The following is a 22462-nucleotide window of genomic DNA, read 5'->3' on the forward strand; positions in this document are numbered from 1 at the left end:
CTAATCAATCAACAAGTATTCTTCTGATCAATCTACTTTGGATTTACTCTCCCAGTTTCCATCCTGAAGTGATCGGATAACGCCTGTCACGCCCAAACCCTCTGGCAGTGATTCTCGGTCCAACCGGTGCCTGACGACGTTTATACTCGTTCACATCCACCAAACGTGTGACCCGGTATGTTGCCTCCCGGTCAAATCCCTGCGCGACAATACCTTCGGCACTAACGTCTTGCTCAACATACATCGACAGCATTTGATCAAGAATATCGTATGGTGGCAGACTGTCCTCATCCACCTGATCAGGAGCCAGTTCTGCAGAGGGCGGGCGTACAATGACCCTTTCCGGAATCACATAAGATAGCGAATTACGGTATCTGGCCAACCTGAACACCATTGTTTTGAAGACATCCTTAAGTACGTCATATCCTCCCGCCATATCACCATATAAGGTGGCATAGCCGACAGCCATCTCGCTTTTATTTCCAGTTGTCAGAACCAGGGCGCCGGTTTTATTCGATATGCTCATCAGAATCACCCCACGTATCCGGGCCTGGATATTTTCTTCTGTAGTATCTCTGGAATATCCCTCAAACAGAGGATTCAGAGCCGACATATAGGCTTCATACATAGGTTCGATGGAAAGGACATCATATTGAATACCAAGCCTTGACGCTTCTTCTTCTGCATCCTCCAGACTGGCCTGTGAGGTGTACCGAAAGGGCATCATTACGGCTCGCACACGATCAGCACCCAAGGCGTCTACCGCCACAGCCAGGGAAACCGCTGAGTCGATTCCGCCAGACAGCCCCAACACCACCGATTTGAATCCATTCTTATTGACATAGTCTCTGACAGCCAGCACCAAGGCTTTATAAATACTCTCTTCAATAGGCAGGTCGATACAATGAGAATCAATCTCTCTGCCTGACAATATCTGGCTCAAACACACCGAATAGAGACCTACTTCATATTGAGGTACGCAAAATGTCGTCGCTCCCTTAGCGTTAACTGCAAACGAACCGCCATCAAAGATCAGCTCATCCTGCCCACCAATCAGGTTCACATATAAAATAGGAAGCCGGTTATCCCTTGCACGCGATTGCACCAGAGTTTTTCTCTGCCGCTGTTTTTCAACATGAAACGGAGAAGCATTGATGTTTATCAGAAAGTCGGCTCCAAGCTTGGCCGTATCTGAAGCGGGGGCCTCTTCCCAGATATCCTCACAAATCGTCACCCCTACCTTGAATCCTCTCCAGTCAACAACACAGGCTTTGTTGCCAGGTTCAAAATAACGTTTTTCATCGAAAACCTGATAGTTGGGCAGGCAGCGCTTGAAATACCAACTCACGACCTTTCCATTGTCGACAAATACCGCAGCATTTCTTAATTTACCGTCTTTTTTCCAAGGCAACCCAAATACCATAGCCACATCGGAAATCTCTGACACAATGTGTTCCAAAGCTCTTTCAACCCGCGTTTGCAGGCTTGGCCTTAAGAGTAGATCCTCTGGAGGATAGCCACTTAGTGTTAACTCGGGAAAGATAACCAGATCGGCCTGATGCCTTTCTTTCGCCTCTCTTGTTGCAGCAATTAGTTTTTCAGCATTCCCGGGAATATCGCCAACCAGACAGTCAATTTGAGCGAAAACGACTGTCGGATCATAAGTATCAGTTACAGGTTTGGACATTCTTGCTCCAGATAGTTAAGGTCGTTCTGGTTAAAGCTTGCATTATACTGTTTTGATTAAAGTTCTGGGTCATTCTAGGAAAAAAGTTCTGTATGGCAACTATCCCTGCATTTACCACATCCAAGCTGTTCAGGGTCTATAATCACTACCGGGTGACGGTGGGTATTATTCTTCTGGCTTCCCTCTATTTACAATCAGACGCCAGCATCTCGCAGACTTTCGCACCTTACTATTTCAAAATTGCTGCTTTCAGCTACGCTGCGGTTCATGTTTTTACCGCCTTTCTATTGCTTGCAGGCATCCAGCCCGCTGTCCGTCACATCGTATTTTCCATTTTCCTCGAAGTTGGGCTGGTAACAGCCATGATGTTGTTCGGCACCGGCATTTCCGGAGGGCTCGGAAATATGCTGGTCATTTCCGTCGCTGCCAGCAATATTATGCTTCGGAGCCAATTGGGGCTGCTGATCGCCGCGATAGCCAGTCTCTTCGTTATGGGACAGGAAATCTACCTGTTGCTTAATGCCAGCAGCAACATTGATTCTGTATTCCGGGCCGGAGTTCTGGGTGTTGTCTATTTTGCGACGGCTCTGCTGGTTCGCAACCTGTCTCATCGCATATCCGCCAGCGAAGATCTGGCCAGACGACGAGCTCAGAATATCGAAGAACTTGAACGCCTTAATCATCAAATTATACAGCGTATGCTGACTGGTATTATCGTGACCAATGAATTCGGCCAGGTAAGAATGGCCAACCAGGCAGCCATGAGCCTCTTGGGACTTGAAGCTTCAGAAGATATCGACCTACTTCCTGAAGACCTGATGGAAAGACTTCGAGACTGGCAATTGGATCCAGGACGAAAGTCCCCCCCATTCCGAGGCTCATCTAATCGAGCCCCTATTCAGGCCAATTTTGCCATGCTGCAGAAAGAAGAAGGCCAGGATATTCTTATTTTTCTGGAAGACACCGGAAAAATTGCACAACAGGCACAGCAACTGAAACTGGCATCATTAGGCCGACTGACCGCAGGTATCGCACATGAAATCCGCAATCCTTTAGGTGCGGCAAGTCATGCAGCGCAATTATTGCTGGAGTCCGAAGACCTGAATCAGCCTGATCGACAGATGACAGAAATCATACTTCGCCATGCCAAGCGCATGAACGGCATTATTGAAAATGTCCTTGAACTCTCCAGAGGAAAGTCCAGCACACCGGAGATGATAGATCTCAACGAGTGGCTGAAAAGTTATATTAATGATTATACTGCCGGTGGAGCAATTTCCGCAGACATTGAAATAAGACTCGAAAAACAGGGTGTTCATGGTAGATTTGACGCCAGCCATTTACACCAGATCCTGAATAATCTGATAGCCAACGGTTTAAGGTACAGTTCGGCTCAAACAGGGTATCCTTGGGTTGGTATTGTCGTCGGTGAAATAGACGACTCTCATCAGGCATTCCTTGATATTCTGGATAATGGCCCGGGCATAGACAACGATCAGATGCCTCATCTGTTCGAGCCATTTTATACAACCGATAAAAAAGGTACCGGACTCGGCCTATACTTATCGAAAGAGCTTTGTGAGGCTAATCAGGCCCAACTTGATTGTTTTAAACGGGATGAAGGGGGAAGCCGCTTCAGAATCACCTTTCCCCACCCGAAACGGACCACATAAGTATTATCGTGGGCATGCACATTTAGTCAGCTGACAAAGCTAATCATTTCAAGACGAAGTAATATACTCCATGACCAAAAAAGTACTCATCGTTGATGACGAGCCCGATATCAGGGCGTTGATTGAAATCACACTCAACCGTATGCAGCTCAAGACGGTTGCAGCCGAGAATGTTACACAGGCATTAGAGAAGCTTGCCGGCGAAAAATTTGACTTGGTTTTGACGGACATGAACATGCCGGATGGCAACGGTATTGATCTTGTGGCCCATATACAAAAAAACCACCCAGCCACGCCAGTTGCGGTTATTACCGCCTATGGCAGCATAGACACTGCCATTTCGGCGCTAAAGGCCGGGGCTTTTGACTTTGTTTCCAAACCTGTCGACCTGGCTAGATTGAGAGAGTTGGTTAACAGTGCAATAAAATTGCAGCCTGAAACAGCTCCCCCTCCCCCTGTACCTTCCAAGTTACTGGGTAACTCCAAGCCAATGGAAAGACTAAGGGGACAGATTCGTAAACTCGCTCGCAGTCAGGCTCCCATATACATTAGCGGGGAGTCAGGCAGTGGTAAGGAAATGGTGGCACGCTCCATCCATGAACAAGGACCCAGAAGCTCAGGACCTTTCGTTCCAGTAAACTGTGGGGCGATCCCAAGTGAACTGATGGAGAGCGAATTCTTTGGTCATAAAAAAGGGGCTTTTACCGGCGCAGTAGAAAATAAAGAGGGACTGTTTAAAGCCGCTGACGGAGGCACGCTGTTCCTTGACGAAGTGGCAGACCTCCCTTTAACGATGCAGGTAAAACTGCTTCGAGCCATTCAGGAGAAAGCTGTCCGTCCAGTTGGCGAACAGAAGGAAGTACAAGTCGACGTTCGCATTCTGAGTGCCACTCACAAAGATCTCCACCAACTGGTAGAAGATGGCCTGTTCAGGCAGGACCTGTTTTATCGAATCAATGTTATCGAATTAAAAGTCCCCAGTTTAAGAGAACGAACTGAAGACATCGAGCTGCTTTCAGACCACATACTGAACCAATTGGCAGACGAGTGTGAGCTTCCTGGCGTTTCACTTAGCAAAGAAGCCATTAATGTACTTAAAAGCTACCACTTCCCCGGCAATGTCAGAGAGCTGGAGAATATATTGGAAAGGGCGTTCACCCTGAGTGAAGAGGATGAAATCCAAGCAGAAGACATCCATCTCCCCATAACAGATACAGGAAACAAAGCTGGCATAAGTTCAGACCTCGACGTGCCGAACTTTGATGACGAAGGTAATAATCTGGAGCATTTCCTCGAAAATATTGAGAAACAGGCTATTGAGAAAGCGCTTGAGGAGACTCGCTGGAATAAAACAGCTGCCGCCAAAAAACTTGGCATTAGTTTCCGCGCACTTCGCTATCGGCTAAAAAAGCTGGGGATGGATTAATCCTCCCCAGGCTATGGCTTCCTCAGCTCAAATAGAGACCGGATCTTCAGCCGGAGAACCAACATCGCTCCCAACACGACCGGCCAAGGCGAATGGCGATCGATCAATACTATGTTCCTGCCCCATGACAATGGCAGACATCAGATTGACCGAGGCTGGAGCCAGCACCAGACCATTACGAAACTGGCCGGCATTAACAAAAAGCCCCTCGACTTCCGGCACCTCGCCTATATAGGGAATTCCATTGGGAGAGCCTGGCCGCAACCCCGCCCAATGCTCCACAACTGGAGCTTTGGCAAGCGCAGGAATCAGGCTTCGGGCGATCTCTACAAGCTCATCCTTGGCTTCATCTGTCCGACCTTTATCAAATCCAACATACTCCAGCGTGCTTCCAGCCAATACCAAACCATCCCTTCTTGGAATTACATATTTTCCGTGATCCAGCACGATACGACTGAGCTCGCCTGGATTCGCCTGAAAAGCAACCATCTGCCCTCTGACAGGCTCGACCGGCAGTGTTACCTGAAGCGACTCCAACAGGCCGCCAGACCAAGCTCCGGAAGTAATAATACAGACGTCTCCAAAATAATTTCCCGACTCTGTACGGACATATTCGAACCTGCCACTCTGCTGGTGAATTTCCAGCACTTCTGTATTTTCCTTCACTTCTACATTGGACAGCCCTAGCAAAATTCTTCGTAAAGCCTGACATAACCGAGGATTACGAATACTGCCTACCTGAGGCATATACATGCCTTTTTCGAATCCAAGGCGCAGAGAGGGTTCAAGTTGATATATCTGCTCCTGAGTCATTTCTTCCAGCCACAATTGATGGTCCCGGGACCAAGCCAGCGCCCTTTCCCAATCATCAATAGACAGGACCAATAGCCCTGTCCGGGTTAGCTGGGGATCAATACCGCTCTCAGCCTCCAGGGTTTGGACAAGGTTAGGATAGAACTCCTGAGACCAAGTCGATAAAGCCGTAATTGGCGGGGAGTAACGCCATGGATATAGAGGAGATATGATGCCACCACCGGCCCAGCTCGCTTCCCGACCACACATATGGCGCTCCAGAAGCACCACATCACAGCCGGCCAACCCCAGTTCCCGCGCCTGCATCATTCCGATGGCACCACCACCTACAATGACAACTTTCATTACATTCTCTTTTCTTTTTGCTTCAATAACGGACTTTGCTGATGACCATAGCGGTTTATCTGGGCATAATAAAGCACCCAAATGGATTTTGGATCAAAGTCAAAAGGATATTGAGTATGAAAAGTAATGGATTTACGTTAGTCGAACTATTAGCTGTAATGGCAATCTTTGGAATAGTCGTTGGCTGGGGCGCTCCTCAATTGTTTTCATTGATTGAGAAATATCGCGCCGACACGACCATTCGTTCTCTGCACCAATTTATCTACGCCGCCCGCCTACAGGCAATTAACTCTGGCACTTTAACCTATATCTGCCCTACTGAAGATCTCGAAAACTGCAATTCTGACTGGTCGAATCCCCTCATGGTTTTTTCCGATTTCAATCACAACAGGAAAGTAGATACCAATCAAAGCGAAAAAGTCAGCAGAATTCTTAATCCGTTAAAGGATGGTGAGACTCTCACTATCCGGGCATCCGCCAACAAGAAATATCTGGTTTTCAATTCCAGAGGCTATACTAATGGGGTGTTTGGGAACATCACATATTGCAGGGACAATGACCTCCATTCAGCAAGGAGGATCACTATCAGATTGGGAGGCAGGCTCAGAATTAACCGAGACGACGACCAGGATGGAATCGTCGACTCGGGTTCATCAATGCCGGTAGAGTGCTAGCCCCTTAGACCGCAGTTAACGGCTACCAGCATTCAGAGTTGGAACCATCACCTTTAATGGCAGCCGTTTTTGCGCCGGTCTGATCAATGCTCATGGTCCAGCAGTCTTCATCATCCTGCTGTCCGCCATTCGCTTTGACCGTGGCTGTCAACGTATAACAAGAGTAAATGGTAACAGTCGCTGAACCCACTGTTTTATTGGTACTACAGCTGGCGTTTGCGAGGGAAATAGTATAGAGGCCCTCGTCCGAATCTGTGGTCGTCGTCAGATCTCCTAGGGTATTCTCATAAGATCCTTCCAGGGTGTAGTGCTTCTCCTGAAGCCCGGCCAGCCTCATTAGTGTGGTCTGAGCGTCCTTGCGGTTTGTTTTATTCACTGATTCGCGGTAGCTGGGATAAGCCACCGCCGCAATAATGCCAATAATGGCAAGAACGATCAGTAATTCAATGAGTGAAAATCCTTTGGATTTCATTTATTTCAGCCCTCATTCCTACTTAAAAATTCGAGGTATCAATCTGCCGCCAGGACTGACGCCCTATCGTGTTTTCACCTGTATTAACATCGTAATCACCATGAGCAGCTGTTGAAGTACTATACAAAGCTTTCAATCCGTCTTCCCCCTGGTGGAAAGAAGGCCCGAAGGCTAATCCATCTGCCACTAAGGCGTTCGTATTGTGATAATTGTCAGTGCCAACTGTTGTTTTAGAATCCAGTGCATTTGCAGGAGTTGCAGTTCCTGTTTCTATTCCAACGATCCACAGATAGCTTTCACCGTTGACCTCACATTGCTCCGAAGCCGGGAGGTATTCGATATAGGCCACCTCGGCCTTATTGGCTGGGTTTTGAACCGCGCTAAATATCGCACGGCCCGACGGATCGGCGCCCGTGTCCTTCAACTCCACTTTCCAACCGGATTCTGAACCTAAAGCCGTCACCAAACCAGGATAAGTTTCAACAGTATTCCCACTAATAGTCACTGTTCCACCATTGGTCGTTAGCACCTGCTTGGACGAACCATCATCGTATACAGCAATATCCGACATATCCAATAGACCACTCAATGAATAACTCGAAACGCTTGCATGATCAGGATATGAATAATCATTACTTGAGTTAATAGGCTCTCTTACACCAAGGAGGTAATTCTGATCGGAGGTATCATTATCATCCGTAGCCCACAGTCGACCAGTACCAACAGTTACCCAGCGGTTTCCTGACTCACCCTTGGCCGCCAATGGAGGCGCCGAGATTGCCAAGCCAACATTCTGCAGCAATGTATTAACCGTCCAACTGCTAGTCGAACTATTCAGTTTGACTCGCATCAGTCGTCCACCCGGAGAAGCAACAGTCCCCTCTACAGTTCCAAAGTAAACGATGTCGTCATTCAGGTCAGAATCCCAGTCAGCGACATCAAAGCCGCCCACAAATGCAGAACTGATCGATGTATCATAAGGAGCAAAACCACTGACGAAGTGATCCGTGCCGCTAGGAGTTGCTGAATCAGAATTTGTGACCAACTGACTTAAGTCCACTGCAAAAATCTTGGCGGTCTGGGTACTTGTGACACTTGAAGGATAGCTAGCGCCATCATATGGTCCGGACCCAAACACCAGGTACCACTTATTGACAGTGGGGTTGGAAAAATCACCTGTTGAGTCAGGCGACCTAAATTTCACCACCTCTGGAACAGATGTTGTCTGACCCAAATTCGGGTGCGTCAGTTCACCCAATAAAACAGGCGCTTGTTCCGGGTTGGTAACATCAAACACCAAGTATGCGGAGCGGAAGGTTTTATCCGTTTCGGGTGTCCCGTCATTATCTGCATCAATAACGGTCGCATCAATCGGACCACCTCCCATACGCATACCAACAACCAACACTGTACCCCACCCGTGCGGGTGATCCGCGTCAGTTGGAAATATGTTGGCATCGAAAACTATAGGCGCACCATCAACATAATACACATGCGGATAATTAGTCTCGCCCAGCCATTGCAAGTGAGGTAAGAGATTCCCCGGCACATACGCCCACAGCTCCTGACCAAGATTATAACTTGTGGCACTGCTGGAACTGTTAGTCAAATTAAAGGCATTCGCGGCAGCATCCCAGAATCCCGCATTGAAGGCATGGAGCATCCCGTCGTTAGCGCCAGCGTATATCATGTTCCGCCTATTGGCGTATTGGGCTCTAAACGCGCTATAGGTGGAGTCGGAGTCAGTGAAGTCATAGCCGTCTTGAGGCGCTCCAACCACTGCTGGTGCTGAATGTATTATGTCACCGAGCCTGAAGGTCTCACCATTGATAGTCCGGTTACGATAGCTCGAATCTTCCTTACCGCGAATATAGTCAATCAACGCATCGGCTTGAGAAGACGAAACACCAAGATAGTGATACAAACTAGTGGATGAACCAAGATTGGTTGTAGTGAATGCCAGAACATCATTCTGGTCCAGTTCACTATCAGTATTTTTATCTACGGCAGTGAAAATGTAACGCTTTTGACCAGAATCTGCACTGGTATAAGTTCTTTGGGTGGCAGGATCCGTTACCTTATTCAGCTCATCCGAAGCGCTCCAAATAGCCTTCATATCTATGAGATCATCTGTACCAACGAGGTCGCTTACCAAGTCATATGTGCCATCCGTTGACTGGTAGCGTTTTACTTTGGTCTCATCGGAGGCAGAGTCGTAATCAAGTCTGATAATTAAATCTGTCGAATAATCATCAAGAACTCCATCTGCATCTGTGTCTTCCCTGAGATTACCTTTGCTATCAATAAACAGTGCCCGCAGATCACCAATCCAGGTCACCTCTTCGGCACCATCTATCATACTGGGCTGGTAGTATGCCTGATAAATCGCCCCCACACCGGTACTGCTGTTGGCAACCACAGCTGCGTTAGAACCTGCTGAAGCGCGGCTAATCAGCGTATTGAAAATAACCCCCAATTGCTGTTCCAGAAGTGCAGGGTTGGCCATCAAATAGTAATTATCAGGAATTCCATCAGCAGGATGTTGACCGGTACGGTTATCAATACTGTCCCACTCTGAGGTACTGGTACCAGAGTCAGGAGTTGGATCTCCGTTCTTGGAACCACTGTCAATAAATCCACCGTATTTTGCTGCCATCCACAATGGCTTCTCCAGAGCAACAGCAGAAGAGGTTCCTGAACTATATGTGGAGGAAACCGGTGGATAGCTGGATTTACTCTGACTTGGTGGTGTACCGCTACCATCCCAGAAGGTCGTCTGGTTCACATTACCAGTCCGGGTTAACCAGCTACTTTGAATACCATCTGATGATGAACCTGACACGGAATAACTAAAGCGTAACTGATTTCCAGCGTTAGCATAGGCCACCCCAGTAGTAATTCTTACTTCTTCACCAGAGCCCAGAGCATCATCCCAATTAGCCCAGCTGGCATTATCAGCGTTATCACAAGCTGATCCTGTGCAATACCAGATAATTTGTGCACCATCTTCGTCGTAATCATTCCCCCAGGGAGAGTCTTCCCAGTGAATAATAAAACGACCTTTTACGTTTCCGTTACCGTCGTCAGTCTCTGTAAACGTTTCAACATCGATCAAGCTACAAGTCAGCTCAGGGTTACTTCCAGCTTTGGCCAAACAGGCAGGAGAAAATGAAATCGTTTTATCGACCCCTCCTGCTTTGTAATTAATATTAAATGTTGGCAGAGACTCCGCCAGCTCAACAGCATAAGTCGTGATGGTCTTGTCAATGTTCCCGTCAGTGGTCGAGATCGTCCTAACACCATCGGTATTCGCATGATACGCTAATCCGGCAATATGGTAGGTTCCTTCAAGCAACGGAACTTCAGGACATATGCCTAACGCTTCTGCGAGATTTCCGAGTGTCTTCGAAGAACACAGACCATCTTCAGTACTGGATGACGTAGAATTCTCACCAATGATGTAATCTCCGGAGAAAGAGCCACCATATTCCAGATCCCCTACATCATTAGTCAGTGTTGTCAGTGAGGTAAGACCAGAGATATCAGTAGAAGACGATAATTCATCTCCATCAAATGAACTGGCGCCAGATGAGAACATGATAATCGAACAGTCAGCGCAAGCATTGGTAGAGCTCAAAGGATCAGACCAAGATGATTCAATCGTCCCCAGACTGTCAGAGGTAAGTGAGTATGCCGAGCTAGCTGAGCCAGCCCCAGCAAAATAACGAAGTGCTTCCAGGTATATTTCTGAGACCGGATTACCCCAGCTTTTACACTGGCGATTAGAAGCTGCACTGGTCTTGAACGTATTTACATCAATTGAGTGAGTACTACAGTCAGAGTACTTGCTTCCATCCCAGTTCAATATTCGGAAAGAATTGATATTGCTGATGATACCGTTAACAGAAGAGTTGAAAGTTCCATCTGCCAGATTGATTTCATCATCCGAAGCACTGGTGTTCCCTGCAATTTGGGAAATGTTACGACGTAACACACCGCCGGAAATTTTCTTATCGTAGCTTCCAGAAATCAGACCAAAACGAAGAGCACCTTCTTCCCCGTAATTCTGTAGTACACCAACAGGTTTTGATGACGAACCGTAGGTTTTACAGTTAGTCGTCGCATCATCTGCGTCCTTACCGGACACACAGGCTTCAACCTTGACTGTTAAACCATCTGCCAACTTGTCAGTTGTCGCACTGGGTGCATTGGTATTTCCATTCCACTGACACTGAATGTTCTCATCAGCCGACCAGCGTCTGAAAGAGCCACGGGCCACTCGAGCCAAAGGTGCATTGGAGGGACTTGTAGCAGAACTCGCGGACACGTTACAGATCGTGATTGATGTCAACGTATTTGCATAAGGCGTATAGGAGTTGATCTCCGATGACTCGAACACCTTCGCAAATGCATGGTTATCTCGTGGGATATACGCCCGCTCCAATACCGTCAGCGAGGAAGTATCGGTGCTACGTTTACCACCGAACAATATCCTGCGTACCACATCCATCCGGGTCATGGTTGCCCAGTTTAAAAAGTTACCACTCCAATAGGTATTGCTCGTATGAGATGCGTTCGTGACGGTTGAGTCACATTTATGATCTGAGGAAGAGGTAATTTCCTCTTCTGGAGAGTATCTGTTGTTGGTAGTGTCATAGCTATAACACCAGTTGGAATGAAAATACCCATAATATTCAATTGAGTCGTCATATCCTGAATCGACAACGCCATCTCCATCAATATCTGAATAATCTGGATAAGCTTTATAAAACAACTGATGGTCTACAGACATACCTAGCATCACCAACGGAGTTTCGCTCGCGGAAGTGGCTGGCGGTGTCAATGCGTAATCACTAGATGCCGCAAAAATATTGGATGAGGCCAGCATTGCAAGGCTGCCCACAACTCCCAACAGGGCACGATCAAAAAGTTTCATATTAAGTACTCCTCGCATAAGCTAAACGCTAAAGCTGATCCCTTTTATAAATGGACTGTAGCATTATCTTCGAATCTGCAGTGCTTCCTGATGCCAGAACCGTAATCCTGAATCCGGGCGCCCACTCGTTGTAGTTGTTAGGGTCAGGCTCAGCATTGGAGGGATCAAGTGGAAAGAAACACCTGAACTCCACAATGTACTTGGCTTGAATAAATGCCGTATCTATATCCGTACCAACAGTTTTCACCTTGTTGGCATCATCCCACAGCGCCCAGTCTTCCCATGGATTATCACTTCCTACAGTACAGTCAGATATCGGGGTACCGGAGGCCGGGAAAGTTCCAGTAAAACATAAGCCACCATCGCAATTCTGCGTAAAGCAGTTAGCGGAAGTCGTTGTAGAACAGGTGCTGGTCGAATTGCTGGCGGAGGTCGTGTACATATCCGTCAGAGCAAAACTGGTCCCATTCGAACCAACCCACTTTTCGGCCTCCACTAAAGCTGCTTCAGCGGCCTGGAATGCCAGTTCATGGTCTCGGAAGTTAGCCGTCATCCGCTCTTCCATATTTGACATATTGGAAGCACTCAATCCCACTATGGTTAACAGCACCAGGAAAATCAGGCTGATGATCAAGGCACTGCCACGCTCTTTACTGGTTTGATTGAATAGCATGGCCTTTATCCTCTATTTCTCAGATCTACCGTTTGAGTAAAAGTGCGCGTCACAGGATTATTATCCACAGTGGTCAGGCTCTGAGACTCTAAAACCAATCGGACAACGACCACAGACTCCCACTCAGTTGAGGCCACACTACCGGCTTTTTTGTATGTAATATTGTCAGAGGAATCTTTTACACCGTAGGTAATCGTCAAATCTGAAATCCCTTCGACAATTTCCTCTTCAGTATTTGTCGTCGTGTTATTTAGCAATCCTCCAAACGATAAACGGTAGAGAGAAGGAACACCGTCACTGTTTTCCTTAATGTAATAGGCCTTTGACGAGAGCGAGTAAAGAGAGGACCCTGGAGAATATTTGCCCTGCACAGCATTGGCGGGATTAGAGCAGTCGAAACTCCCTTTGAGTTTCATAGTGCAGTTCTTAATCCCGTTCACAGTAAGCCCTTTATTGTGAACCCCTTTTTGAGAGTTACCACCAACATTGGCTTCCGTGGTCATAAAGATCCCCATGTTGGAACAGTTCGCGTCTACAATGACCAGAACGGTACCTTCAACGTATGAATGCGTATCATCAACATGAATCGTGGCAGAAGCAGGAACATGACTGGTGACATTCAATGCTCCATCTGTATTCATGGAGTGAATGACGATTGCATCAGTACCCGATACCACAGTTCCAAATTCCGTAGGAAAGGTACTGACCCCGCCTTCAAACCCTTCTACACCGTTTTCAATCTGCGAAAATGTGCCTGTAGCAGGATCGAGCGTGTTCGCCACGGACATATCATTTGAACACCCCCCAAAACCTGCCATTCTTACATCCCGGGATATGAATTCCAGTGCAAAGCGGGCATTTTCCTGCACCTGGGAATTGGCCTCCTGAACACCATATGACGTCTTACTTGATAAGAAGACGTTAATAACGCCTGTCAGCAACAATAGCCCCAGGACCAAAGCAATCAATAGCTCAACGAGAGACAACCCTCTCTGAGCTACGAAACCTGATGATAGTTTGGGTATCTGTTTCATAGTATTTTGGTCATGTATTCAAAGTTAGGTTTGTTCGAAGAGGTCGACTGTCCGAAGTCCAGGTCATATTGAATCTCAATCTTGACCAGAAAGGAGCCATCAGTTTGCTCATCTGTGGTAACTTGAGCTTCGCCACCGGGCAAATTGTCAATTACGAGTCCAACCCAATTTACTTTGTCATACTCAGCAAGATCCGACTCAGAGCAAGCTGCAGTTTCACAGTTTTTGGTGGTTGTAATGGTCTTACTGGTTGCGAAAGTCATATCATAGGCATTTTCAAATGTGTCGAGAATTGCCCGATTCGAACGCACTCGATCAGCCAGGTCAGTAGCCAGAACAGTAGCCTGAGTCCTGTAATAAGATTCAGCATTGTTTTTCAGGCTTTTCGCCTGCAAGGCAGCTATGCCAAGAAGCCCGACAGCCAGGATCAAAACTGTCACTAAAACTTCGATTAATCCAAGTCCCTTCTGGGCTTTTAAGATTTGCATATTGTGTTGGCTGATACTCATCGCATTATCCTCTACTGGCCCGCCCGGTCGATGAAACCCCAACAGACTTGTCATAGGACGTCCCAGAGCTGTGAGAAAATGTAAACGTTGTCGCCGTCGACGATCCGGATAGCTGCCCTCTACTGGTAAAGGTCACTCGATCAACACTTGGGCTGGTTGAAGCGGAAACAGAGGCATCTAAAGCCTCCCCTACACGCAAAATTGTTTCTCCGGTATCAACTGAACCGTCATCATCTTCATCAATGAAGACAATCCAACCATTCCCCCAACTCGTAGTGGTACTACAATCAGCCAGATCAGACGATTTACAGACAGTCACCATCTCCCCTCTGTTTACCGCCTCGCCACGAGCATAAATCAAAGCATTAAATAAAATATCACGATCAGCCGTGACACTGTTTGAAACGATCATTGATTGAAATGAAGGCACACCAACTGTCAGCACTAGTGCAAGAACCACAATCGTGACCATCAATTCAACCAGCGTAAAACCTTTTTGCTTCATACTCACCTAACCCTTTTGCTGCACTGTAAACATAGTCTAGATGGCTTGGGAGATCACGCCTACCTCGACGGGCGGGAGATTACATGGACAAGCGGTAAGGTTAAGCTAAAAAGTGAGAAACAGTGCACAATCGTTCAGATTGTGCACTGTAGAAGGAATAGATTCGAAAGAGTCTATCAGGAAAGGTTTTTAGCGGGGATTCGAAGCTCCTTGGGCATGGAGAAGACAATATTTTCCTCCACACCAGAGATCTCCAGAGGCTCGCCTCCCCCCAACTCCCGAAGTCTTTGAATGACTTGACGAACAAGAACTTCGGGAGCGGATGCCCCGGCAGTCACCCCAACCTTTTTGGCAGAAGTGACCCATTCCGGTTTGATTTCATGCGCTCCATCAATGAGATAGGCCTGCGCATTCATTCTTTCTGCCAGCTCCCTCAATCGATTTGAATTGGAGCTGTTCACAGACCCTACCACCATCACCACATCGCAGTCCGCCGCCAGATCTTTGACTGCATCCTGACGATTCTGGGTCGCGTAGCAAATATCATCCTTACGAGGACCTTTTATTTCAGGAAACTTCGCACGAAGTGCATCGATGACCTTTGCTGTATCATCCATCGATAGAGTGGTCTGTGTAACATAGGCAAGATTTGATGCGTCATTCACCGTCAGACTGGCCACATCTGCCTGATCTTCAACCAGATAGATAGCGCCGCCATTGGAGGCATCATATTGCCCCATGGTGCCTTCAACTTCAGGATGGCCTTCATGACCAATCAGTATACATTCCCAACCATCGCGAGAATATTTCATCACTTCCATATGGACTTTTGTCACCAGGGGACAGGTCGCGTCAAATACTTTCAGTCCCCGGTTATCAGCCTCTTTACGCACGGCCTGTGATACGCCGTGAGCACTGAATATAACCAATGAATCGTCCGGTACCTCGTGCAGCTCGTCAACGAACACAGCCCCTCTCTGACGAAGATTCTCCACCACGAAGCGATTATGAACCACCTCATGGCGCACATAGATTGGAGCCCCGAACACATCCAATGCTCGATTGACAATTTCTATGGCCCGATCAACCCCCGCACAGAACCCACGAGGATTTGCAAGCTTAATGTCCATGGGACTCCTCAGCGCCAACTTCAGAAAGTGCAATAATTTCCACTTCAAATGCCAATTGATGACCTGCCAAAGGGTGGTTAAAGTCCACGACCACTTCGTCTTCAGAGACTTTTGCTATCACGCCCGGTAACTCTGCCTTGGCTGCATCTGCAAATGACATCACCATCCCCGGCTCCAGAGAATCAAGATGGGCAAAGTCATCCCGCCGGAAAGTCTGAACATTTTGCGGATTCACCATACCGAATCCATGCTCTGGCTTAACTTCGAAGACTTTACGCTCTCCCACGCCCATTCCCCGCATAAGCTCTTCAAAACCAGCTGGCAACGTTCCGTCACCAAACTCAAAGCTACCCGGCGCCTTGTTAAATGTGGAATCAACCACTTCACCGGACTCCAGTCTCAGTTCGAAATTCAGTGTTATCTTAACACCATGCCCTACATACAACTCTGTCATGAATATATCCAGTTAAGACGTTTTCTCTTGTTCCTGACTTGAATCATCATGCTTATGCTGCCTGAAGATATCAATGGCGATCATGATGGCACCCACGGTGATCGCCGAATCTGCTAAGTTAAAAGCCGGAAAGTGGTAGTTCTCATAGAAAAAGTGCAGAAAATCCACCACATAACCAAGAACAATCCGGTCATAGAGGTTACCTAACGCCCCTCCCAAAACCAAACTTAGAGCACAAGCTATCCACTTCTCGTCTGACCTCAGTCGAACCAGCCACAAAACCAGCATGGCGCTCACTATTACAGCCAGCAATACAAAGAACCAACGTTGCCACCCAGAAGCATCCGCCAGGAAACTGAACGCCGCCCCGGTATTGTGTAGCAAAGTGAAATTGAAATACGGTAATACCGGCACCGATACGGCGTAATCAAGGTTAGTTGAGGCCATATGCTTGGAGAACAAATCCACCCCAACCACCAGGGCACTTAACCACAACCAATGTAGCATCTTGAGGTTATTAACAGCACTCATAAAACTTTCCGCTCTTCTGCTTATGCAAAAGAGCGAGGCTCCCCCTCACCATCCACATTGACAATACAGCGACCACACAGATCGATGTACTTTTCATGATTTCCCACATCCGGCATGTGATGCCAACACCGCTCACACTTCGCATGCGATGACGGAGATACTGTGACTTTAAGCCCGGATAAATCAGTTGTCGCAGCCGAATCAGCCCCCGACTCAGACATGGAGTGAAGAGTCGCGCGTGAAGTAATCAGTACGAACCTGAGTTCATCTCCGATCTTCTCAAGTACCGCTTTCAAATCATCACTGCAATACAAATCGAGCTCAGTAGACAGTGACGCCTTAATCTTTCCTTCATTGCGGGCTTCTTCAAGCGCCTTGTTGACAACGGATTTCACTTCTAGAACATGATTCCAGTAATCACGCCCCAACTCCACAGACTCTTCCAATGGCTCCAGACCTTCATAATAGGTTTCAAGAAATATCGATTCGGACCTTTCACCTGGCAAACAACGCCAGATTTCTTCAGCAGTAAAACTCAGAATCGGAGCGATCCAGCGAACCAAAGCTTCTGCAATATGATGCAAAGCCGTCTGAGCAGAGCGTCGAGCGACACTGTCACTTTGGGTTGTGTACTGCCGGTCTTTGATCACATCCAGGTAGAACCCACCTAATTCAAGTACGCAGAAGTTATGAACCTTCTGGTATACCTGCACAAAGTTGTACTGCTCATAGGCTTTCTTGATCTCTTCCTGAATCAGCCATGCCTTATCGACGATCCAGCGATCCAATGCCAGCAGCTCGTTCAAAGGCAACGCGTGCTGACCAGGCTCGAAACCGTTCAGGTTTGCCAGCAGGAACCGAGAAGTATTACGAATACGACGATAACTGTCCGCAGTACGTTTCAGGATTTCCCGGGACAGAGCCATTTCCGCGCTGTAGTCGGTCGAAGCCACCCAGAGCCTCAGAATATCTGCACCCAGCTCATTCATGATTTCCTGAGGCTCAATTCCGTTCCCCAGTGATTTGGACATCTTGTGCCCTTTTTCGTCAACGGTGAAGCCATGGGTCAGCACCTGCCGATAGGGAGCACTGCCATTAATCGCTACCGCCGTCTTCAGGGAGGATTGAAACCACCCACGATGCTGATCGGACCCTTCCAGATAAAGATCGGCCGGATATTGGCCAAGCTCTTCTCTCGACTGCAATACAGCACTGTGTGTAACGCCCGAGTCGAACCAGACATCAAGCGTATCGGTTACTTTCTTATACTGATCGGCCTCGTCGCCGAGCAATTCAGTCGGGTCAAGATCCCACCAGGCATCCATCCCTTCTTTTTCCACACGCTGCGCGACCTGCTCAATAAGTTCAGCCGTATTTGGATGCAGTTCTTCAGAATCCTTGGTGACAAAAAAAGCAATCGGCACTCCCCATGTGCGCTGACGCGAAATACACCAGTCAGGACTTTGCTCAACCATCGCCTCAATGCGATTTTGCCCCCATGCAGGAACCCAACGCACCTTTTTGATTTCCTCAAGAGCCTTCTGTTTAAGACCAGCTTTCTCCATGCTGATAAACCATTGCGGTGTTGCACGGTATATCAAAGGCGTTTTGGTTCGCCAGCAATGAGCATAGCTGTGAGTCAACTTGCCATGACTAAGCAAGTGACCCTGTTCTTTCAGCACTTCGATGACATGATCATCAACTTTATAAACATGCTCGCCGGCAAAAAGCTCTACTGTCTCCCGATAGATCCCTTTATCATCCAGCGGGTTAATGGTTTCAATGCCATACTTTTTACAGACAGCAAAATCCTCCAGACCGTGGTCAGGAGCCGTATGGACCAACCCGGTACCAGCATCAAGCGTAACGTGATCACCTAAAAGGACAGGTACTTCCCGATCATAAAAGGGGTGCTTGAAGCGCAGATTTTCGAGCTTGGCACCTTTTGCATGCCCAACAATGGAGAACTCTTCGACATTGGCACGCCCCATCACGGACTCAACCAGCGTCTCCGCCATCAACAGACGCTCAGGCCCCTGCCCCCGGCTAATTTGAACCAGAACATAATCAAGATCAGCACCAGCGGAAATGGCAAGAGAGGCCGGCAAGGTCCACGGCGTAGTTGTCCAGATAACCGCGGAAACCATACCTTCACCACTTGCATCGGAAAAGGCTTCAGTGACTGCTTGCTGATCAACGCCTGGGTAGGTCACATCAATAGAATTAGACGTCTTATCATGATATTCCACTTCCGCTTCAGCCAAAGCAGATCCACCAACCACACTCCAGTAAACCGGTTTGTAGCCTTTTTGCAGGTGGCCGCTCACAGCGATTTTACCCAGCGCCCGGATAATATCCGCCTCAGTCTGAAAATTCATGGTCAGGTATGGCTTATCCCAGGTACCAAACACGCCCAACCGGATAAAGTCTTCTCGCTGCCCTTCTACCTGCTTCATCGCATACTCACGACACTTCTGGCGGAACTCCTTGTATCCAACCTTTTCGCCAGCCTTACCGATCATTGTTTCGACCTTGTGCTCAATCGGCAAGCCGTGACAGTCCCATCCAGGTACATAAGGGGCGTCATACCCGGCAACAGAACGGGATTTCACGATGACATCTTTCAGAATTTTATTAACCGCATGCCCCAGGTGAATATTTCCATTGGCATATGGAGGACCATCATGAAGAATAAACTTATCGCGACCTTTAAATTTTGCTCTAATTTTGTCGTAGAGCCCCATCTCCTGCCATTGCTCAAGCATGGCCGGCTCGCGCCGGGGAAGGTTCCCTCTCATAGGGAAATCGGTCTCTGGTAGGTTCAGGGTATGTTTATAGTCGCTCATAATTTACCTAACATGCTCTCGCAGCAGCCACATTAATGGTGCTGATCTACTATCCGAGTTTAATTTTACGGCTTACCGCGTTTAACTTTTATTGCTCAGCAACCTTTTTCGAGCGTCCGAGAAAGAATTGTCTGGCTTGATCGATATCCTGGTGAATTCTGGTTTTCAGTTCATTTAAATCAGCAAACCGTTGCTCATCCCTCAATTTTTCCAGAAACTCTACCTTCAGCCTCTGCCCATAGAGATCCTGATCAAAATCCAGTAAATGCACTTCAAGATTAGGCTTGGGATCTCCTCCGTCCACTGTTGGACGATAACCAACATTGGCGACTCCTGGCCACACCTCGCCTGAGGCCATCCTCACGTCCACAACGTAAACGCCCTTTAACGCAGATCGTCTACGCCCCAGGTTCACGTTGGCAGTCGGCACATTCAGTTGTCTTCCAAGCTTGCGTCCATGGAGCACGCGCCCACTGATCGAATAGCGGTACCCCAGCAATTCCTCTGCCTTGTCAAAACGTCCATCTGCCAACAACTTTCTTATGCGAGTGCTACTGACTCTGGCTCCGCCCACCTCAACCGTCGCAGTATGGTCTACAGAAAACCCATTCTTCCTTCCTGATGCCTGGAGTAACTCAAAATCCCCCGCACGGTCACAACCAAAGCGGAAATCGTCACCGACCACCAGATGTCGAACGTGTAATCCATCAACCAACACTTGATCTACAAACTGCTGAGCTGCCAGATGCCTCAACCGACGGTTAAACTGCAGACACAGCAAAACTTCTACATCAAGAGCTGCGATCGCCTCCAGCTTCTCTCTGAAACGCATCAGACGGGCCGGAGCTTTATCTTCATCGAAAAACTCCCGGGGCTGAGGCTCGAACACCATGACGACGGCCGGTAGTTTCAGAGCCTTAGCTTTCGCCTGCAACTGACGAATAATGACCTGATGCCCATAGTGAACACCATCAAAGTTCCCAATAGTTGCCACGCAACCATCGGTAAACGAATGTAGATTATGGATTCCCCTGATCAGTTTCATTAAACGCTAAAGCCAAACAAAACGGCGATTATAAAGCAACTGGCCTAATCAGCCCAACCGATTGACAATAATTAACCCAACTTGTGCACCAGTACCTGCTCATCAACTTAATCCCGCATTCTGAACTGGCGAATTCTGACACCGGAAGCAAATAGCGAAACAAAGTAAACCGCTCCTCCCCCAAAACATAGCAAGGCCATCCAGAAGATCTTCTTCCACACATCAGCACTTAACCAATATTCGTCAGCCGGATTCAACCAGAGCAATAGCGCTACCATCATCACAGAAGCACCAACCAATTGACCGGCAAACCGCCACCATCCCGGCTGAGCGGAGTAAATTCCCTGACGACGCAACCCATTCCAGAGCAGCCCGGCATTCAAGGCTGCCGACAAACTGGTTGCCAGAGCCAATCCCGCATGCGCAAGCGGCACAACGAGCATCAGGTTAAGCACCATATTCGCTACCATGGCCACCACCCCAACCTTTACCGGGGTTTTGGTGTCTTGCCGGGAAAAGTACCCAGTGGCCAACACTTTGATCAGCATAAAAAATAGCAGACCGACCGCATATGCCCGCAGACTCTGCGCAGACATCAACACATCTTCGTCTGCCAATGCACCGTGCTGAAACAGGGTTGAAATAAGTGGCACCGCCAACACCATTAATGCCAGGGCCGCCGGAATGCCAATAAGTAATACAGCGCGAACAGCCCAGTCGAGCGTCGCCGAGAATTCCCCAGTATTTGCCGAGGCATGCTTTCTGGACAAACTTGGCAGTATGACCGTCGCAATAGCAATTCCGAAAACCCCAAGTGGTAATTCGGAAAGCCGATCAGAATAGTAAAGCCAGGATACACTCCCGGTTACCAGGAACGACGCCAGAATAGTATCCAACAGAAGGTTTACCTGGCTGACAGAGACGCCAAAAAGCGCAGGCGTCATCAATTTCAGAATCCTACGTACCCCCTCGTGCTGCCTGTTCACTTTGGGCTTAGGAAGAAGGCCAAGCTTTGCCAGAAAGGGTAACTGAAAGAACAATTGTGCGAATCCGGCAATCATCACTCCCCAGGCCAGAGCCATCACGGGAAGGTCCAGGTAAGGCGTCAGAAAATAAACCGAACCAATGAGGCTTAGATTCAGCAAGACAGGCGTAAAAGCCGGAACAGCAAAGTTGCCATAACTATTCAGTATGGCGCCCGCAAATGCTGTCATGGAAATTAAAAACAAATAGGGGAATGTAATGCGCAGCATATCTGCTGTCAGCCCGAACTTGATATCATCATCAAGAAACCCTGGAGCAAATACCGCGGTTAACAAAGGAGCTGCGGCAACAGCAACCACCGTAATCAAAACAAGCACCAACCCCAAGGTTCCCGCAACACTGTTAATCAACACGCGGGTTTCAGCAGGAGTCACCGTCGTCCGATACTCAGACAATACCGGCACAAACGCTTGCGAAAAGGCTCCCTCGGCAAACAAACGGCGCATGAAATTGGGAATTTTGAATGCGACAAAAAAAGCATCAGCCCCAGCCCCCGCACCAAAGAAGTTCGCTATCACAATATCCCTGGCCAGGCCTAACACACGGGAAAGCATGGTCATAACACCAACCAAGCCGCTTGATCTCAATAGCGACCCTTGTTTTGGCCCTACTGGCTGTTCAGAATCTGGCTTTTCAGCGCTCAATCTATGAGTCCCTGGACATAC

17 protein-coding genes are annotated in these 22462 nt (G+C 48.0%); 3 read left to right on the top strand and 14 right to left on the bottom strand.

Annotated elements, in window-relative coordinates:
- Positions 1–43: 43 nt before the first annotated feature.
- Positions 44–1687, bottom strand: coding sequence for an NAD+ synthase (locus F566_RS0127445; protein ID WP_020410253.1), 1644 nt, complete (start codon positions 1685–1687; stop codon positions 44–46).
- A gap of 92 nt (positions 1688–1779) precedes the next feature.
- On the opposite strand from F566_RS0127445, the gene F566_RS0127450 reads away from it, so the two are divergent.
- Together F566_RS0127450 and F566_RS0127455 are read left to right on the top strand one after the other, a co-directional pair.
- Complete coding sequence (locus F566_RS0127450) at positions 1780–3360, top strand: sensor histidine kinase (protein ID WP_020410254.1); 1581 nt, start codon at positions 1780–1782, stop codon at positions 3358–3360.
- Positions 3361–3430: 70 nt separating this feature from the next.
- Positions 3431–4786, top strand: coding sequence for a sigma-54-dependent transcriptional regulator (locus tag F566_RS0127455; RefSeq protein ID WP_020410255.1), 1356 nt, complete (start codon positions 3431–3433; stop codon positions 4784–4786).
- 27 nt (positions 4787–4813) lie between these two features.
- On the opposite strand, the gene thiO is transcribed toward F566_RS0127455, so the two are convergent.
- Entirely contained in the window at positions 4814–5944 is a 1131-nt protein-coding gene (thiO, locus tag F566_RS0127460; protein WP_020410256.1) for a glycine oxidase ThiO, read from the bottom strand.
- A 116-nt stretch (positions 5945–6060) separates the two neighbouring features.
- Here thiO and F566_RS35870 point away from each other — a divergent pair, with 116 nt between their 5' ends.
- A complete protein-coding gene (locus F566_RS35870; protein ID WP_169334464.1) occupies positions 6061–6618 on the top strand; it encodes a GspH/FimT family pseudopilin in 558 nt (185 codons plus the stop codon).
- A 22-nt stretch (positions 6619–6640) separates the two neighbouring features.
- Here the strand turns inward: F566_RS35870 and F566_RS35875 are convergent, their stop codons facing one another.
- The 12 genes from F566_RS35875 to murJ all read right to left on the bottom strand — a co-directional run bounded on the left by F566_RS35875 (position 6641) and on the right by murJ (position 22441).
- The gene (locus tag F566_RS35875) at positions 6641–7090 is read right to left on the bottom strand and encodes a type IV pilin protein (protein WP_020410258.1); all 450 of its coding nucleotides are present in this window, start codon (positions 7088–7090) and stop codon (positions 6641–6643) included.
- A 22-nt stretch (positions 7091–7112) separates the two neighbouring features.
- On the bottom strand, positions 7113–12026 hold the full coding sequence (locus tag F566_RS35880; RefSeq protein WP_020410259.1) for a pilus assembly protein: 4914 nt from the start codon (positions 12024–12026) through the stop codon (positions 7113–7115).
- Between the two features lie 28 nt (positions 12027–12054).
- Positions 12055–12699 (bottom strand): pilus assembly PilX family protein, encoded by a 645-nt coding sequence (locus F566_RS35885; RefSeq protein ID WP_020410260.1) that lies wholly within the window; start codon positions 12697–12699, stop codon positions 12055–12057.
- 5 nt (positions 12700–12704) lie between these two features.
- A complete protein-coding gene (locus tag F566_RS0127485; protein ID WP_020410261.1) occupies positions 12705–13733 on the bottom strand; it encodes a PilW family protein in 1029 nt (342 codons plus the stop codon).
- Positions 13730–14242 (bottom strand): type IV pilus modification protein PilV, encoded by a 513-nt coding sequence (pilV, locus tag F566_RS34355; RefSeq protein ID WP_020410262.1) that lies wholly within the window; start codon positions 14240–14242, stop codon positions 13730–13732. Before pilV ends, F566_RS0127485 begins: the two co-directional genes overlap by 4 nt.
- Positions 14243–14246: 4 nt before the next feature.
- Positions 14247–14747 carry a GspH/FimT family pseudopilin gene (locus F566_RS34360; protein WP_020410263.1) on the bottom strand — a complete coding sequence of 167 codons (501 nt, stop codon included), beginning with the start codon at positions 14745–14747 and terminating at the stop codon, positions 14247–14249.
- 176 nt (positions 14748–14923) lie between these two features.
- Positions 14924–15877, bottom strand: coding sequence for a 4-hydroxy-3-methylbut-2-enyl diphosphate reductase (ispH, locus tag F566_RS0127500; protein ID WP_020410264.1), 954 nt, complete (start codon positions 15875–15877; stop codon positions 14924–14926).
- Complete coding sequence (locus F566_RS0127505; protein WP_020410265.1) at positions 15867–16331, bottom strand: FKBP-type peptidyl-prolyl cis-trans isomerase; 465 nt, start codon at positions 16329–16331, stop codon at positions 15867–15869. Before F566_RS0127505 ends, ispH begins: the two co-directional genes overlap by 11 nt.
- A gap of 12 nt (positions 16332–16343) precedes the next feature.
- Complete coding sequence (gene lspA, locus F566_RS0127510; protein ID WP_020410266.1) at positions 16344–16862, bottom strand: signal peptidase II; 519 nt, start codon at positions 16860–16862, stop codon at positions 16344–16346.
- Positions 16863–16882: 20 nt separating this feature from the next.
- On the bottom strand, positions 16883–19708 hold the full coding sequence (ileS, locus tag F566_RS0127515; protein WP_020410267.1) for an isoleucine--tRNA ligase: 2826 nt from the start codon (positions 19706–19708) through the stop codon (positions 16883–16885).
- A gap of 88 nt (positions 19709–19796) precedes the next feature.
- The gene (gene ribF, locus F566_RS0127520) at positions 19797–20753 is read right to left on the bottom strand and encodes a bifunctional riboflavin kinase/FAD synthetase (RefSeq protein WP_026180364.1); all 957 of its coding nucleotides are present in this window, start codon (positions 20751–20753) and stop codon (positions 19797–19799) included.
- A 107-nt stretch (positions 20754–20860) separates the two neighbouring features.
- Complete coding sequence (murJ, locus tag F566_RS0127525; RefSeq protein WP_020410269.1) at positions 20861–22441, bottom strand: murein biosynthesis integral membrane protein MurJ; 1581 nt, start codon at positions 22439–22441, stop codon at positions 20861–20863.
- Positions 22442–22462: the final 21 nt, after the last annotated feature.

Origin of the sequence: Hahella ganghwensis DSM 17046, from assembly GCF_000376785.1 — a bacterium.
GTDB lineage: Bacteria > Pseudomonadota > Gammaproteobacteria > Pseudomonadales > Oleiphilaceae > Hahella > Hahella ganghwensis.